Origin of the sequence: Sphingomonas sp., from assembly GCF_042091075.1 — a bacterium.
Lineage (GTDB): Bacteria > Pseudomonadota > Alphaproteobacteria > Sphingomonadales > Sphingomonadaceae > Sphingomonas.
In genome coordinates, this window is the sequence record NZ_JBELIE010000025.1 from 1 (window position 1) to 13,350 (window position 13,350).

Annotated in this window: 15 protein-coding genes; 9 read left to right on the forward strand and 6 right to left on the reverse strand. The window is 65.9% G+C overall.

The genetic code is table 11. The annotated features are described in order from the left end of the window. On the reverse strand, positions 1-573 hold a 573-nt coding region (locus tag ACFDSW_RS04250; RefSeq protein WP_375249032.1), incomplete at its 3' end, for a cytochrome b/b6 domain-containing protein. A 26-nt stretch (positions 574-599) separates the two neighbouring features. Between ACFDSW_RS04250 and ACFDSW_RS04255 the strand changes: the two genes are divergently transcribed. Continuing rightward, positions 600-1,217: a flavin reductase family protein gene (locus ACFDSW_RS04255; protein WP_375249033.1), complete on the forward strand. Its 618-nt coding sequence runs from the start codon at positions 600-602 to the stop codon at positions 1,215-1,217. 21 nt (positions 1,218-1,238) lie between these two features. On the opposite strand, the gene rlmN is transcribed toward ACFDSW_RS04255, so the two are convergent. From rlmN to ACFDSW_RS04270, 3 genes are all read right to left on the reverse strand, one after another. Further along, positions 1,239-2,447, reverse strand: a complete 1,209-nt coding sequence (gene rlmN, locus ACFDSW_RS04260; protein ID WP_375249034.1) for a 23S rRNA (adenine(2503)-C(2))-methyltransferase RlmN — start codon at positions 2,445-2,447, stop codon at positions 1,239-1,241. Between the two features lie 115 nt (positions 2,448-2,562). Further along, positions 2,563-3,024 carry a hypothetical protein gene (locus ACFDSW_RS04265; protein WP_375249035.1) on the reverse strand — a complete coding sequence of 154 codons (462 nt, stop codon included), beginning with the start codon at positions 3,022-3,024 and terminating at the stop codon, positions 2,563-2,565. Next, positions 3,021-3,653, reverse strand: a complete 633-nt coding sequence (locus tag ACFDSW_RS04270) for a histidine phosphatase family protein (protein WP_375249036.1) — start codon at positions 3,651-3,653, stop codon at positions 3,021-3,023. The genes ACFDSW_RS04265 and ACFDSW_RS04270 overlap by 4 nt, the downstream gene beginning before the upstream one ends. Before the next feature lie 134 nt (positions 3,654-3,787). Between ACFDSW_RS04270 and ACFDSW_RS04275 the strand changes: the two genes are divergently transcribed. Beyond that, positions 3,788-4,396 carry an outer membrane protein gene (locus ACFDSW_RS04275; RefSeq protein ID WP_375249037.1) on the forward strand — a complete coding sequence of 203 codons (609 nt, stop codon included), beginning with the start codon at positions 3,788-3,790 and terminating at the stop codon, positions 4,394-4,396. 171 nt (positions 4,397-4,567) lie between these two features. Continuing rightward, positions 4,568-5,671, forward strand: a complete 1,104-nt coding sequence (dnaN, locus tag ACFDSW_RS04280) for a DNA polymerase III subunit beta (RefSeq protein WP_375249038.1) — start codon at positions 4,568-4,570, stop codon at positions 5,669-5,671. Between the two features lie 268 nt (positions 5,672-5,939). Here the strand turns inward: dnaN and ACFDSW_RS04285 are convergent, their stop codons facing one another. Next, the gene (locus ACFDSW_RS04285; RefSeq protein WP_375249039.1) at positions 5,940-6,356 is read right to left on the reverse strand and encodes a transferrin-binding protein-like solute binding protein; all 417 of its coding nucleotides are present in this window, start codon (positions 6,354-6,356) and stop codon (positions 5,940-5,942) included. Positions 6,357-6,594: 238 nt separating this feature from the next. Here ACFDSW_RS04285 and gntA point away from each other — a divergent pair, with 238 nt between their 5' ends. Next, positions 6,595-7,320: a guanitoxin biosynthesis heme-dependent pre-guanitoxin N-hydroxylase GntA gene (gene gntA, locus ACFDSW_RS04290; protein WP_375249040.1), complete on the forward strand. Its 726-nt coding sequence runs from the start codon at positions 6,595-6,597 to the stop codon at positions 7,318-7,320. Beyond that, entirely contained in the window at positions 7,317-7,907 is a 591-nt protein-coding gene (locus tag ACFDSW_RS04295; protein ID WP_375249041.1) for a DUF1989 domain-containing protein, read from the forward strand. The genes gntA and ACFDSW_RS04295 overlap by 4 nt, the downstream gene beginning before the upstream one ends. A 6-nt stretch (positions 7,908-7,913) precedes the next feature. Here ACFDSW_RS04295 and ACFDSW_RS04300 read toward each other — a convergent pair whose 3' ends face one another. Continuing rightward, the gene (locus tag ACFDSW_RS04300) at positions 7,914-8,096 is read right to left on the reverse strand and encodes a hypothetical protein (RefSeq protein WP_375249042.1); all 183 of its coding nucleotides are present in this window, start codon (positions 8,094-8,096) and stop codon (positions 7,914-7,916) included. 194 nt (positions 8,097-8,290) lie between these two features. Here ACFDSW_RS04300 and fdhD point away from each other — a divergent pair, with 194 nt between their 5' ends. From fdhD to ACFDSW_RS04320, 4 genes are all read left to right on the forward strand, one after another. Next, on the forward strand, positions 8,291-9,073 hold the full coding sequence (gene fdhD, locus ACFDSW_RS04305; RefSeq protein ID WP_375249043.1) for a formate dehydrogenase accessory sulfurtransferase FdhD: 783 nt from the start codon (positions 8,291-8,293) through the stop codon (positions 9,071-9,073). Positions 9,074-9,080: 7 nt separating this feature from the next. Beyond that, positions 9,081-11,345: an FdhF/YdeP family oxidoreductase gene (locus ACFDSW_RS04310; RefSeq protein ID WP_375249044.1), complete on the forward strand. Its 2,265-nt coding sequence runs from the start codon at positions 9,081-9,083 to the stop codon at positions 11,343-11,345. Positions 11,346-11,456: 111 nt separating this feature from the next. Beyond that, positions 11,457-12,245, forward strand: coding sequence for an SDR family NAD(P)-dependent oxidoreductase (locus ACFDSW_RS04315; protein ID WP_375249045.1), 789 nt, complete (start codon positions 11,457-11,459; stop codon positions 12,243-12,245). 13 nt (positions 12,246-12,258) lie between these two features. Beyond that, a complete protein-coding gene (locus tag ACFDSW_RS04320; RefSeq protein WP_375249046.1) occupies positions 12,259-13,350 on the forward strand; it encodes an acyl-CoA dehydrogenase family protein in 1,092 nt (363 codons plus the stop codon).

A 13,350-nucleotide genomic window follows, 5' to 3' on the forward strand; every position in this document is an offset into this window, starting at 1 on the left:
GTGCAGTGAGCGCGCCGATTGTCGCCCGCCGAACAGATCGAGCAGCCACGGCCACGCCGCGTCCATGCTGGGCGACATCGCCAGGCCGGTCAGCACGACGAGCGGTAGCGCGATGAAGATGATGGCGACATAGCTGAGCTTTTGCAGGGCGTTATAGGCGCCGGGCGTTTCGGGATCGTGGAAGCGGAATTGCAGGTGCGCACGCACGTCGGCCGCCAGATGCGCGGCGTTGACGTCCTGCGCGCGGACGCGCAGATCGCGCTGGAAATGCCGGTTGAGCAGGCTGACGATCATGAATGCCAGCAGCGAAAAGGCGAAGATCAGCGCGAAGAACAGATGCCAGCGGCGCGAGATCGCGAGATTGTAATGCGCCGGAATGGTCAGCCACGCCGGAAAGAACGGCAATTGCGCCCAGGCGTGATCGAAATTGGCGCCGAAGCGTCCCCAATACAGTCGCGGATGCGCGTTGGAGATGCCAAGGCCCGATCCGATCAGGATGATGATGCACACGGCATTCACCCAATGCCATAGGCGGGTGGCAAGGCGATGGCGGTGGATGATGGTGGTGGCCATGCCGCCACCCTATCAGAGGAGAGACGATGACCGAATGGCATTTTTACGAACCCGCTGAGGGACATGGCCTGGCGCATGATCCGCTCAACGCGATCGTCGCGCCGCGCCCGATCGGCTGGATCAGTACCGTCTCCGCGACGGGCGTGCGCAACCTTGCCCCCTACAGCTTCTTCAATCTGTTTTCCTATCGCCCGCCGATCATCGGCTTCTGCTCCGTCTCGCGGAAGGATTCGCTCACCAACGCCGAGGCGACGGGGGAGTTCGTGTGGAATCTGGCGACGCGCGATCTGGCAGAGGCGATGAACGCCTCGTCGGCGATGCTCCCGTCGGAACAGGACGAATTCGCGCTGGCGGGCCTTGCGACCTTGCCCGCCGTGAAGGTCGCGCCACCGCGAGTCGCCGCCAGCCCGGTACAGTTCGAATGCAGGGTCACGCAGATCATCCCGCTCAAGAGCAAGGAGCACGGCGCCATTCCCTGCTGGATGGTGTTCGGCGAAGCAGTCGCGATCCATATCGACCGTGCGATGATCGAGGATGGCGTCTATCAGACCGCGCGTGCGCGCCCGATCCTGCGGGGTGGCGGCCCCGCCGATTATTTCACGATCGACGAAGGCGGGCTGTTCCGAATGACGCGGCCGGAATGACGCGGGCAAGCGCCGCCATCATTATCCCAGCGCGGCCTGCTTCTCCGCCGCCAGTCGGTCCAGTTCGGCGCGGCTCTTCTTCTCGGCGGCGGTCTTGAGCTGACCGCAGGCGGCGTCGATGTCGCGCCCGCGCGGGGTGCGCACCGGCGCCGAAATGCCCGCCTCGAAGATGATCTCGCTGAACCGCCGCACCCGCTCCGGCGTCGACGTGTCATAGGGCGCCCCCGGCCAGGGATTGAACGGGATCAAATTCACCTTGGCCGGCAGGCGATATCGCTTCAGCAGGCGGACCAGCTCGTGCGCGTCGGCGTCGCTGTCGTTCTTGTCCTTCAGCATCACATATTCGAACGTGATGCGGCGGGCGTTGTTGGCGCCGGGATAGTCGGCGCACGCCTGCAACAATTCCTCGATGCCATATTTGCGGTTCAGCGGGACGATCTCGTCGCGGATGTCCTTGGTCACCGCGTGCAGCGACACCGCGAGATTGACGCCGATCTCCGCCCCGGCGCGCGCCATCATCGGCACCACCCCCGAGGTCGACAGCGTGATCCGGCGCTTCGACAGCGCCAATCCGTCGCCGTCCATCACCAGCCGCAGCGCATCGCGGACATTGTCGAAATTGTACAGCGGCTCGCCCATGCCCATCATCACGATGTTGGTCAGCATGCGCCCTTCGGGCTGGCTGGGCCATTCGCCGAGCGAATCACGTGCCAGCATGACCTGACCGACGATCTCCCCGGCGGTCAGGTTGCGCACCAGCCGCATCGTCCCGGTATGGCAGAAGCGGCAGTTGAGCGTGCAGCCGACCTGGCTCGACACGCACAGCGTGCCGCGATCCGCATCGGGGATGAACACCATCTCGTAATCCTGCGCATCGTCCGACCGCAGCAGCCATTTGCGGGTGCCGTCGGTCGATACCTGCGCCTCGATCACCTGCGGGCGACCGATCACGAACCGCTCCGTCAGCCACGGATGCTGCGCCTTGGCGATATCGGTCATCGCGGTGAAGTCGGTCGCGCCGCGATTGTAGATCCAGTGCCAGATCTGCTTCGCCCGCAGCTTCGCCTGTCGCGGTTCCAGCCCGGCGTCGGCCAGCGTCGCGCGCAACTGGTCTTTCGACATGCCGATCAGGTCGATACGCCCATCGGCGCGCGGTACGGGCGCGCGCGGCACCGGCACGGGATCGATGTGCCCCGGAATGGGCATGGTGGCGGCCGGCTCTGTCAGCATCGCTCGCACATAAGCGAACAGGCGGCAAAATGCCAGTGTCGTACCGGCGCGACGGCATGCGCCACGGCGCCAGCATCCCGGCGCCCGACGATGCGATCGCCCGCCGCCGGGCGGTTCAGCGACAGCCGAGCTGTGCCGCGTCGATCGCGGTGGGGGCGCCCGCCAGCGGATAGCGATCTACCCGCTGCCCCCCGCCCGGATTGGCCACCGTCACCGTCATCCAGCGTGCGCCGCGGATCGCGCCGACGATCGCGCGCTGCGTCGTGGCGTCGGCGGCGAAGGCCCGATCGTCGCGCGCGGAAAGGGCGAAGCGCCGCTCGCCGATCGTCAGCGTGATCGAATCGCCCGGCGCGGCGGGGGCGGACAGGCGGAAGAACACCGCCGGCGCGCGCTCCGGCCCCCGGCGCACCGCGATCCGCGCGAACGCACCGCGCCGATCGGTGACGCCGGCATCGTCCAGCGGTTGCGCGATCGCGAAGCACCGCGTCGGCGTGCTGTCACGCAGCGCCGCCCAGCGTTGCCACACCCCCAGCGCGACCCGCTCGCCGGCCAGCAGCAAGGCCGCCGCGACGATCACGCCGGCGCGTGGCCGGTGCCAAGATGCACCATCGTCTCGCGACCGCCTTCGATCATCGTCACCGTTCCTTGCGGATGGCCGGGTAACACGGGCGCGCCGCATGCGTCCATCGGTGCGCCCGTCATCACGCCGCGCATCACGCGGCTGGAGATGCCGTGCATGATCACCAGCCGGTCGCCGGGATCGGCGGCGGTATCGGCCAGCCAGCCCGCCACGCGGGTCGCGATCTGATCGTAGCGTTCCCCGTCCGGGGCGCTGCGCAGCAGGCCGCCCGGCAGGATGACCGGCCCCACCTCCGCGGTCAGTTCGGCATAGTAACGACCGCCCCATGATCCCATGCCGATTTCGGTCAGCCGCTCGTCGGTACGCACGCTATGCCAGTCAAGGTCGAGATAGTCGGCGATGATCGCCAGTGTCTGCAATGCACGGCCGGTGGGGGAGGCCCATAACGTCAGCGCCGGGCGGGCGCCAAGGGCGTCACGCATGGCCTGACCCATTTCCATCGCCTGAATAACGCCGTTCCGGGTTAGAGGAGTGTGCAGCGTATCGCCCTGTAATCTTCGCGATGCGTTAAAAACAGTCTCTCCGTGGCGGCCCACAAAGTCTCTTCCGTCTCTTTTCAGCGGCATAGTTATTTATCTCCTGTTAAATGTATCTTTATCGCAACAATCTTTCACTCGGACGCTATTTGTTCTAGTTGGCGCGGATCGGCGAAAGTCTCTCAACGGGCGTCGCCGACTGGATCATCATGGGAGATGTATTGATGCGTAAGTTCCTTTTGGCCGGACTGGCCGCGACCTGCGGCGCGATCGCGGCGCAGCCCGCGCTGGCGGAAGCGGGCGCGTTCAGCGGCCCCCGCGCCGAAGTCGTGCTGGGCTATGACCAGCTCAATTCCAAGGAAGACGGCGAATCGGGTCACAAGGGCGGTTTCGGCTATGGCGCCCGGCTTGGCTATGATCTTCAATCGAGCGGATTCGTCTATGGTGTCGAAGTCGGCGTCGCCGGATCGAGCATCAAGGAGAGCGAGTCCGACATCGATGTGACCGGCGACAGGCTCACGCTGAAGGCGGGCCGCGATCTCTATGCGGGCGTCCGCGTCGGCGCCGTCGTCACCCCCTCCACGCTGCTGTACGCTCGCGCGGGCTATACCAATGCGCGCCTGTCGCTGGAGTATAAGGCGCCGAATCTGCCAGCGGTCACGGCGGGCAGGAACAAGGGCGGCTTCCGTGCCGGCGCCGGCGTCGAGCACAAGCTCGTCGGGTCGAGCTATGTGCTGGGCGAGTACGATTACTCGACCTATGGCTCGTTCACCGACGACGACCTCAAGATCAACCGGCATCAGCTGCTGGCGGGCGTCGGCATTCGCTTCTGATCCCCGCCGCCGGCGGCATTTCCGGGGGAAATTTGCCGATATGGCCGCGACAGGCCGTTTCGGGGCCGTTTGAAGGGTCGGAGCGCTTGCTCCGGCCCTTCATCTTTAGCTAGGAAGAATCGGCCAAATGCCCCTGGTGTTGTGTGACCTGCGGGCCGGGGGAAGAGTGTGATGAAGGCGACGATCGAACGCGCGACGCTGCTGAAGGGGCTGAGCCATGTTCAGTCGGTGGTGGAGCGGCGCAATACCATTCCGATCCTGTCCAATGTGTTGCTCGACGCGACGGCGGACGGCCAGTTGCGGCTGATGGCGACCGATCTCGACCTGCAGATCAACGAATCGGTGGCCGCGGAGGTGGAGCAGCCGGGCTCGACGACGGTATCGGCGCACACCTTGTTCGATATCGCGCGCAAGCTGCCGGAGGGCGCGCAGGTCTCGCTCACCGCGGCGGAGGGCCGCATGACGATCGTCGCAGGGCGCGCGCGCTTCACGCTCGGCACGCTGCCGCGCGACGATTTCCCGGTGATCGCCGAGGGCGAGTTGCCGACGCAGTTCGAACTGCCGGTGGAAACGCTCAAGCAGATCGTCGACAAGACGCGCTTCGCGATCTCCACCGAGGAAACGCGCTATTATCTCAACGGCATCTTCCTGCATGTCGCCGAAGGGGTGTTGAAGGCGGCGGCGACCGACGGCCACCGGCTGGCGCGCGTGACGGTCGACCAGCCGAAGGGCGCCGAGGCGATGCCCGATGTGATCGTGCCGCGCAAATGCATCGCGGAGCTGCGCAAGCTGCTCGACGAGGTCGATGGCTCGGTCGGCGTGTCGTTGTCGGGAACCAAGATCCGTTTCGACCTGGGGCAGGCGATCCTTACCTCCAAGCTGATCGACGGCACTTTCCCCGATTACAGCCGCGTCATCCCGACCGCGAACGACAAGATCCTGAAGCTCGACCCGAAAAGCTTCATGGAAGGGGTCGACCGCGTATCGACGATCGCCACCGAAAAGACGCGCGCGGTGAAGATGGCGCTGGATCGCGACAAGATCACGCTGTCGGTAACCAGCCCCGAGAACGGCACCGCTGCGGAAGAAGTGCCGGGCGAATATGTCGCGCTGCCGTTCGAGATCGGTTTCAACAGCCGCTATCTGCTCGACATCCTGGGGCAGATCGACAGCGAGCTGGTTGAGGTGCACCTCGCCGACGCTGCCGCGCCGACGCTGATCCGCGAAAACGACAAGAGCCCGGCGCTGTACGTGCTGATGCCGATGCGGGTCTGAAGCCGCTCTCCCGCCTCGCGGCGGGGGTAACGGTCGATCAGGTGATAGCGGGTGGATCATTTCCGGGCCCGCTCAGGAAGCGCAGATCCTCATGCCTGCTCGCCCGCTGCGCGTGGATGCCGTCGTCTATGGGGCGAGACGATCCGGGTAGAGACCCGGTTGATCGCCCCTCCACCCCTATCGCTGCGATGTTCAGAAACCGCCCCCGCGCCTTTTGATCTCGCATTCACCTTCCCTGAACGTGCGCACAGGAAGGGCCGGCGTCCCGCTATTGCTTGAGGCCGGTCAGAATACCGTAATCGGTGCCACTATCGAGCCGATACAGCAGCGCGATTTCTTTGCCGGCGGGTCCGAACAACCTACCGGTGAACGTGCCGGTGAGGTTGCCGGTCTTTGACCGAATCGTCCCCTCGATGTGATTGCCCGTATCCAGCGTGCCCGTCAGATCGAAGTCGACCGGCGCGATCGAGCCATCAGCGCGGGAGACGGTGCCGGAGACCTTTCCGGTCGCGCGATCGATTGTCACGACCTGAAATTTCGCAAGGTTGGCCGTGTTCTCTTCCTCATCCATCATAGCGAGATAGGTAAACACGCCGGAACCGCTCAATTCCGTCGGGTTCGTCGGCGCCCCGATCAACACCCCCCCGAGAATCTGCCGTTCTGCTCGAGCGAGCGTGCGAAGCACGGTGATGTCGCTCGATGAAATATTCTTTTAGCCACGACATATCGAAATGGCGGCCGGCGTCGCTGGCGCGCCCGCCCGAAATGGGCTCCCAGGATGTCTGCGACGCCGGGGCGGGGCGCCGCTGTCCCGATGATCCAAGCGGCGCGCGGCCCAATCACCCGCCTCGCGCCACCCGCTTGATCGGCATCAGCCTGATTCGACGGAACGATTCGACCGGGCCAGCCGTATCGTGGGGCCTATGGCTCAATCCGTAACACCGCTGTTTCCCTGGTCGCACGAGGCGCAGCATGCGCTGGAATCGTTGCTGCATGCGCATATCTCCGCCCGCGATTTTCCGTGCGTGGGGGCGAAGGCCGCCCTGGGGCGGGGTACCTTGCGCGTGCTGGCCTGCTCCCGGATCGACAGCGCGTGGGACGATCTGCGCATCCATGACGCGCTTCTGCAATTCGCCGCCGCCTATCGGAAGGCGCCCGGTCTCTTCCGCAGCTTCGCGGTGGTGTTCGACGGGCCGGATACGCTTGATGAACCCGCTTTCGAGGCGGCGCTGTGGCAGCGTGTGCAATCGCTGTCCGACAAGGACGTGTGGCGTGGGCAACCGTATGATTCGCGCGTCAGCGACGATCCGGAGGATCCGCATTTCTCATTGAGCTTTGGTGGCGAGGCGTTTTTCGTCGTCGGCCTGCATCCCGAAGCCTCACGGCCAGCGCGCCGCTTCGCCCGGCCGACGATGGTGTTCAACCTGCACGATCAGTTCGAACAGCTTCGCGCCGACGGCCGCTATGAGACGATGCGCGAGGCGATCATGGTGCGCGACGAGGCGGTGGCGGGATCACGCAATCCGATGCTGTCGCGGCACGGCGAAGCGAGCGAGGCGCGGCAATATAGCGGGCGGCACGTCGATGATGGCTGGCATTGTCCATTCCGTTACCACGGCGTGGCGCCGGGCGCGGGGGATGGTTCGTGAGCGTCGCCACGCAGGAGATCGCCCCGCGCAGCGGCGCGGCGTTCCGGCTCGACGCCGGACAGACGCTGACCGTGATCGACCCCGAGGGACGGCAGGTGGCGGATCTGCTCGCCTATAGTGCGGCTGATATCCGCGAGGTCATCTCGTCCGGCCGCACGCTGGATTATGCCGAAACGATCCGGCTGACGACCGGGCATCTTCTCTATTCGAACCGCTCGCGGCCGATGCTGGAGATCGTCGCCGACGATGTCGGGTGCCACGATTTCCTGTTGACGCCATGCTCTTATGACACCTTCCACCATTTCTATCCCGAGCTGCCCCCGCACCGCGGCTGTTTCGGCAACCTGGCGGCGGCGCTGGCGCCCTTCGGTGTGACGGAAGACATGATCCCGGTCGCGTTCAACTGTTTCATGAACGTGCCCGTCGACGGTGCGACGGGCCGGCTGGAGGTGCTGCCGCCGACGAGCACCGCGGGCGATGCGATTGTGCTGCGCGCGCGGATGGACCTGGTGATCGGGCTGACGGCATGTTCCGCCCCCGCCAGCAACGGCGGCAGCTTCAAGCCGATCCATTACCGGATCGAATGAGCCGGGCTATTCGCTCCGCGCGACCGGCCCGGCGGCTTCCCGTTCCGCTTCCTGGCCCTGTGCGATGTAGCGTGCCGCAAGCTCGAGGTGCAGCGCGCGGATCGGCTTGGCGCGCGCGGCGCTGGCCAGATCGCGTTCCTGTCGCGCGCGGCGATGGTAATAAGCGATATCTTCCTGGCTGGACATCATCTGTCCTTTCCTGATGCAGCGGAGGGACTCGCCCTCACCGGAGCGATTGTGCGCCGCCGCCGCGGGCGCGCCAATGAACTGCATCAAGGCGCGGAAAAATTCGCGTCGGCCGGCATGATCATCGCGAGGCCGCCTGTTCGCCACATTCCCGGTAATCTCCATCAATCGCCTTGGCGTCGGCGACGAGAGACGTCATGACGCCGGCGATGGATCGCTCGTTCCGCCGCGTCGCCGCCGATGGCCGTCAGCATCCGCTCGACCGGGCGATCGTGGCGGAAGCGCCGATCGCCATCGAGATCAACGGCCTGGGCTATGCCGTCATGATGGCAACCCCGGCGGATCTTGAGGATTTCGCCACCGGCTTCGCGCTGTCGGAACGGATCGTCGACACGGTGGCCGAGATCGTCGCGATCGATCAGCATGCCACCCCGCAGGGGCAGATCGTGCGGCTCGCCGTCGCGCCGGCGCGGGCCATGGCGGTGGCGGACCGTGTGCGGCGGCGGACGAGCGATTCGTCGTGCGGGCTGTGCGGGATGGACAGTCTCGATGCGATCCATCGCGCCCTGCCGCGCGTGCCCACCACCACCGCCACCGCGCCGGCGATCTTCACCGCGCTGAAGGCGATGCGTGACCATCAGCCACTCAACCGCGCGACGGGCGCGGCGCATGCCGCGATGCTCTGTGCGCCGGACGGCACGATCCGTCAGGCGCGTGAGGATGTCGGCCGCCACAATGCCTTCGACAAGCTGATCGGTGCGATGGCGCGCGCGGGGTGCGGCTGGGACGGCGGCTTCGCGCTGCTGTCGTCGCGCTGCTCCTATGAACTGGTCGAGAAGGCCGCTCTGGCGGCGTGCCCGATGCTGGTCACCGTTTCCGCCGCCACCGATCTGGCGCTGGCGCGCGCGGCGTCATGCGGCCTGACCCTGGTGCATGTCGCGCGCGACGACGCGGTGCTGTTTTCCGATCCCGCGCGTTAGGAGCCCCATGACCACGCAGCACGACGATCGCCCCGATTTCACCCCCTATGACGGCCCGGCGGGCGGATGGGGGTCGGTTCGCTCACTGGCGGATATCATCCCGCGGGAAGAGAATATGGCGGTCACCACCGCCGAATTGCTGCGTCAGAACAAACCCGACGGCTTTGCCTGCGTCAGCTGCGCCTGGGCGAAGCCGCATCCGCCGCATCCGGCGGAATTCTGCGAGAACGGCGCCAAGGCGACCGCATGGGAGATCACCAGCCAGCGCGTTACCCCGGCGTTCTTCCGCCAGCACGGGCTGACCGAGCTGCGCACCTGGAGCGACTATCGCCTCGAGGAGGCGGGCCGGCTGACGCATCCGATGAAATACGATCGCGCGACGGATCGTTATGTCGTCGCGCCGTGGGAAGAGGCGTTCGCGGCAATCGGGGCGAGGCTGAAGGCGCTGGCGCCCAAATCGGTGGTCTTCTACGCCTCCGGGCGGGCCAGCCTGGAAACGTCGTACATGTGGCAGCTGATGGCGCGGCTCTATGGCAATCAGAACCTGCCCGACAGTTCGAACATGTGCCATGAATCGACCTCGGTCGGGCTGAAGGCGGCGATCGGCGTGCCGGTCGGCACGACGCGGCTGGAGGATTTCGACAGCTGCGATTGCATCCTGCATTTCGGGCAGAATGTCGCCACCAACAGCCCGCGGATGCTGCACCAGCTGCGTTCGGTGGCGAAGCGCGGTGCCGCGATCATCGTCTTCAACCCACTGCGCGAACGTGGGCTGGAGCGGTTCACCGATCCGCAGAACCCGATCGAGATGGCGACCGGGAAGGAAACCCCGATCGCGACCCAATATCACCAGGTAACCGCCGGCGGTGATATCGCGGCGATGACCGGGATCGCGAAATGGCTGATCGAGCAGGACCAGATCGACCACGATTTCATCGCGCGGCATACCCATGATTTCGCGCCGTTCCGCGACAAGGTGCTGGCGACCGACTGGGCCGATATCGAGCGGGAATCGGGTCTGCCACGCGAGGCGATCGAGCAGGCCGCGCGTGCCTATGGCAAGGCGAAGGCGACGATCGCGATCTACGGCATGGGCCTGACCCAGCATGTGAAGGGCGTCGACAACGTTCGCATGCTGGTCAATTTGCTGCTGCTGAAGGGCAATATCGGCAAGCCAGGCGCGGGGCCGTGCCCGGTACGCGGGCATAGCAACGTGCAGGGGCAGCGGACCGTTGGAATCACCGAGAAGACCGAATTGGCCCCGGTCGAGAAGCTCAAGGAAATGTATCATTTCGACCCCCCGACCGAGAAGGGGCTGGATACGGTAGAGGCATGCGCCGGGATCATCGACGGCACCGTGAAAGCATTCCTGTCGCTGGGCGGCAATTTTGCGCGCGCGGTGCCGGAAACCGAATTGGTGGAGGAGGGCTGGGCGCGGCTTGATCTGTCGGTGCAGATCGCCACCAAGCTGAACCGCAGCCATTTGATCCCCGCCGCCGGGGAAACCTGGCTGTTGCCGTGTCTGGGGCGGATCGAACGCGACCTGCAGGACGGTGGGCCGCAGCGCGTCACGGTCGAGGATTCGACCAGCGTGATCCATTATTCGCTCGGCAAGGTGGAGCCGGCCAGCCCGCATCTGCTGTCCGAGCCCGCGATCGTCGCGGGGATCGCGAAAGCGACCCTGTCGCCCAATGCGCATGTGCCATGGGATCGCTGGGTGGGCGATTATGCGCTGATCCGTGACGAGATCGCCCGCGCCTTCCCGCATTTCTTCGCGCGCTTCAACGAGCGGCTCGATGAGGAACCGGGCGGGTTCTGGAAAGGCAACAAGGCGGCCGGGCGCGAATGGGATACCGAAAGCGGCAAGGCCGAGTTCCTTGTTCCCGAGGAGCTGAACGCCACCGGCTTCGCCGCTGCCGATGGCCGTTTCCGCTTGCTGACGTTGCGTTCGAACGACCAGTTCAACACCACCATCTATGGCTATTCGGATCGTTTCCGCGGCATCAACGGCACCCGCCAGGTGGTGCTGATGAACCGCGACGACATCGCCCGCGCCGGTTTGAGCGCGGGACAGACGGTGACGCTCGTCAGCGATGCGCAGGACAATCATGACCGGCGGGTCGGCGATCTGATCGTGGTGGAATATAACGTCCCGCCGGGGTGCATCGCGGCTTACTATCCCGAGTGCAACCCGCTGATCCCGCTGGCGCATCATGCCGAGGAAAGTCATGTGCCGGCAGCGAAGTCGGTGCCGGTGCGGATCCTCGGCTGAGCGACCCGGGCGCGGAATGCATCGCGAACCAATCGCTTGACGCCTTCGCCTCCATAACAGAGGTTACGTCCGTCAGACGGGGCCAACCCCGCGACCCGGCGGGAGAAGGATGTGAAGCTCGGCCCCGATATTGCCGCGATCGTCACCGGCGGTGCGTCCGGGCTTGGCCGGGCCACGGCGGAGGCGCTGATCGCGTGTGGCTGCAAGGTGGCGCTGTTCGACAGGAATGCCGATATCGGCCCGCAGGTCGCCATGGAAATCGGCGCGACCTATTGCGCGGTCGATGTGATGGATCAGGCATCGGTCGATGCCGGGTTTGTCGCCGCCCGGGCCGCCAATGGTCAGGAGCGCGTGCTCGTCAATTGCGCGGGCGGCGGTGTGGGCGGTCCGAACAAGACGGTCGCGCGATCCCGTGAAGATGGCGGGATCACGCCCTATCCGATCGAGAATTACGAGAAGACGATCGATCTGAACCTGATCGGCTCGTTCCGCTGCATCGTCGGCGCGGCGGCGGGGATGATGACCCTCGATCCCACCGACGACGGCGATCGTGGCGCGATCGTCAACACCGCCAGCGTCGCGGGGGAAGAAGGGCAGATCGGGCAGGTCGCTTATGCCAGCGCGAAGGCCGGTATCATCGGCATGACGCTGGTCGTCGCGCGTGATCTGGCGAGCGAGGGCATCCGCTGCAACACGATCCTGCCCGGTATCTTCGATACGCCGCTGCTGGGCCGTGCCAGGCCGCAGGTGAAGGCGGCGCTCGCGGCGATGGTGCCCTTCCCGAAGCGGCTCGGCATGGCGGAGGAATATGCCCACCTGGCGCTGGAGATGATCCGCAACTGCTATTTCAACGGCGAGGATGTGCGGCTCGACGGCGCCATCCGCATGCAGCCGAAGTGAGGGGGATGCGCCGATGAACTTCGATTATTCCGACGAGCAGAAGATGCTGAAGGACGAGGCACGCAGGTTCCTTGCCGCGCGGTGCGACACGTCGGTGGTGCGCGGCGTGCTTGATGATGCCGACCGTCATTACGATGCGGCGCTGTGGCGGGGCGTCGCCGAACAGGGGTGGCTCGGCGCGGCGATTCCGGAAAGCTATGGCGGACTGGGGCTTGGCCATGTCGAATTGTGCGCGCTGGCGGAGGAGCTGGGGCGCGCGATCGCGCCGATTCCGTTCGCCTCGACGGTCTATTTCGTCGCCGAGGCGCTGATGCTGTTCGGCAGCGAGGCGCAGAAGGAAACCTGGCTGCCCAGGATCGCGGCGGGGGAGGCGATCGGGGCGTTCGCCACGTCGGAAGGGCCGGGCGCGATCCGCGCCGATGCGATCCGCACCACGGTGACGGGCGGGCGGCTGACGGGGACGAAAATCCCGGTCACCGACGGCAATATCGCGGATCTGATCGTCGTGCTGGCGCGAGACGGCCTGTATCTGGTCGAAGCCCCGGCCGAGGTGGAGGTGCTGACGACGCTCGACCCCACCCGCGCGGCGGGGAAGCTGACCTTCAGCGATGTGCCGGCCGAGCGGCTGGGCGGCGAGGACGGCGTCGCCGCGATGCAGCAGATATTCGATCGCGCGGCGGTGCTGTTGGCGTTCGAACAGCTTGGCGGCGCGGATCGCGCGCTCGAAATGGCGCGGGCCTATGCGCTCGAGCGTTTCGCCTTCGGGCGGCAGATCGGCGGCTATCAGGCGATCAAGCACAAGCTGGCGGATATCTACGTCAGGAACGAACTCGCCCGGTCGAACGCATATTATGGCGCCTGGGCGCTCAACAGCGGCGCGGCGGAGCTGCCGTTGGCGGCGGCCACCGCGCGTGTCGCGGCGAGCGAGGCTTATTGGTTCGCGTCGAAGGAGAATATCCAGACGCACGGCGGGATCGGCTTCACCTGGGAGGCGGACCCGCAGCTCCATTACCGTCGCTCGCGGCAATTGTCGCTGGTCGCCGGCGCGCCCGCCATCTGGCGTGAGCGGCTGGTGAGCCAGCTCGAAACGCGCAACGCTGCCTGA

Excerpts from the sequence above, each read along its gene's own strand:
- ACFDSW_RS04255 (WP_375249033.1), top strand. The coding sequence starts at position 600 with ATGACCGAATGGCATTTTTACGAACCCGCTGAGGGACATGGCCTGGCG.
- rlmN (WP_375249034.1), bottom strand. The coding sequence starts at position 2,447 with ATGCTGACAGAGCCGGCCGCCACCATGCCCATTCCGGGGCACATCGAT.
- ACFDSW_RS04270 (WP_375249036.1), bottom strand. The coding sequence starts at position 3,653 with ATGCCGCTGAAAAGAGACGGAAGAGACTTTGTGGGCCGCCACGGAGAG.
- ACFDSW_RS04275 (WP_375249037.1), top strand. The coding sequence starts at position 3,788 with ATGCGTAAGTTCCTTTTGGCCGGACTGGCCGCGACCTGCGGCGCGATC.
- dnaN (WP_375249038.1), top strand. The coding sequence starts at position 4,568 with ATGAAGGCGACGATCGAACGCGCGACGCTGCTGAAGGGGCTGAGCCAT.
- gntA (WP_375249040.1), top strand. The coding sequence starts at position 6,595 with ATGGCTCAATCCGTAACACCGCTGTTTCCCTGGTCGCACGAGGCGCAG.
- ACFDSW_RS04300 (WP_375249042.1), bottom strand. The coding sequence starts at position 8,096 with ATGATGTCCAGCCAGGAAGATATCGCTTATTACCATCGCCGCGCGCGA.
- fdhD (WP_375249043.1), top strand. The coding sequence starts at position 8,291 with ATGACGCCGGCGATGGATCGCTCGTTCCGCCGCGTCGCCGCCGATGGC.
- ACFDSW_RS04310 (WP_375249044.1), top strand. The coding sequence starts at position 9,081 with ATGACCACGCAGCACGACGATCGCCCCGATTTCACCCCCTATGACGGC.
- ACFDSW_RS04320 (WP_375249046.1), top strand. The coding sequence starts at position 12,259 with ATGAACTTCGATTATTCCGACGAGCAGAAGATGCTGAAGGACGAGGCA.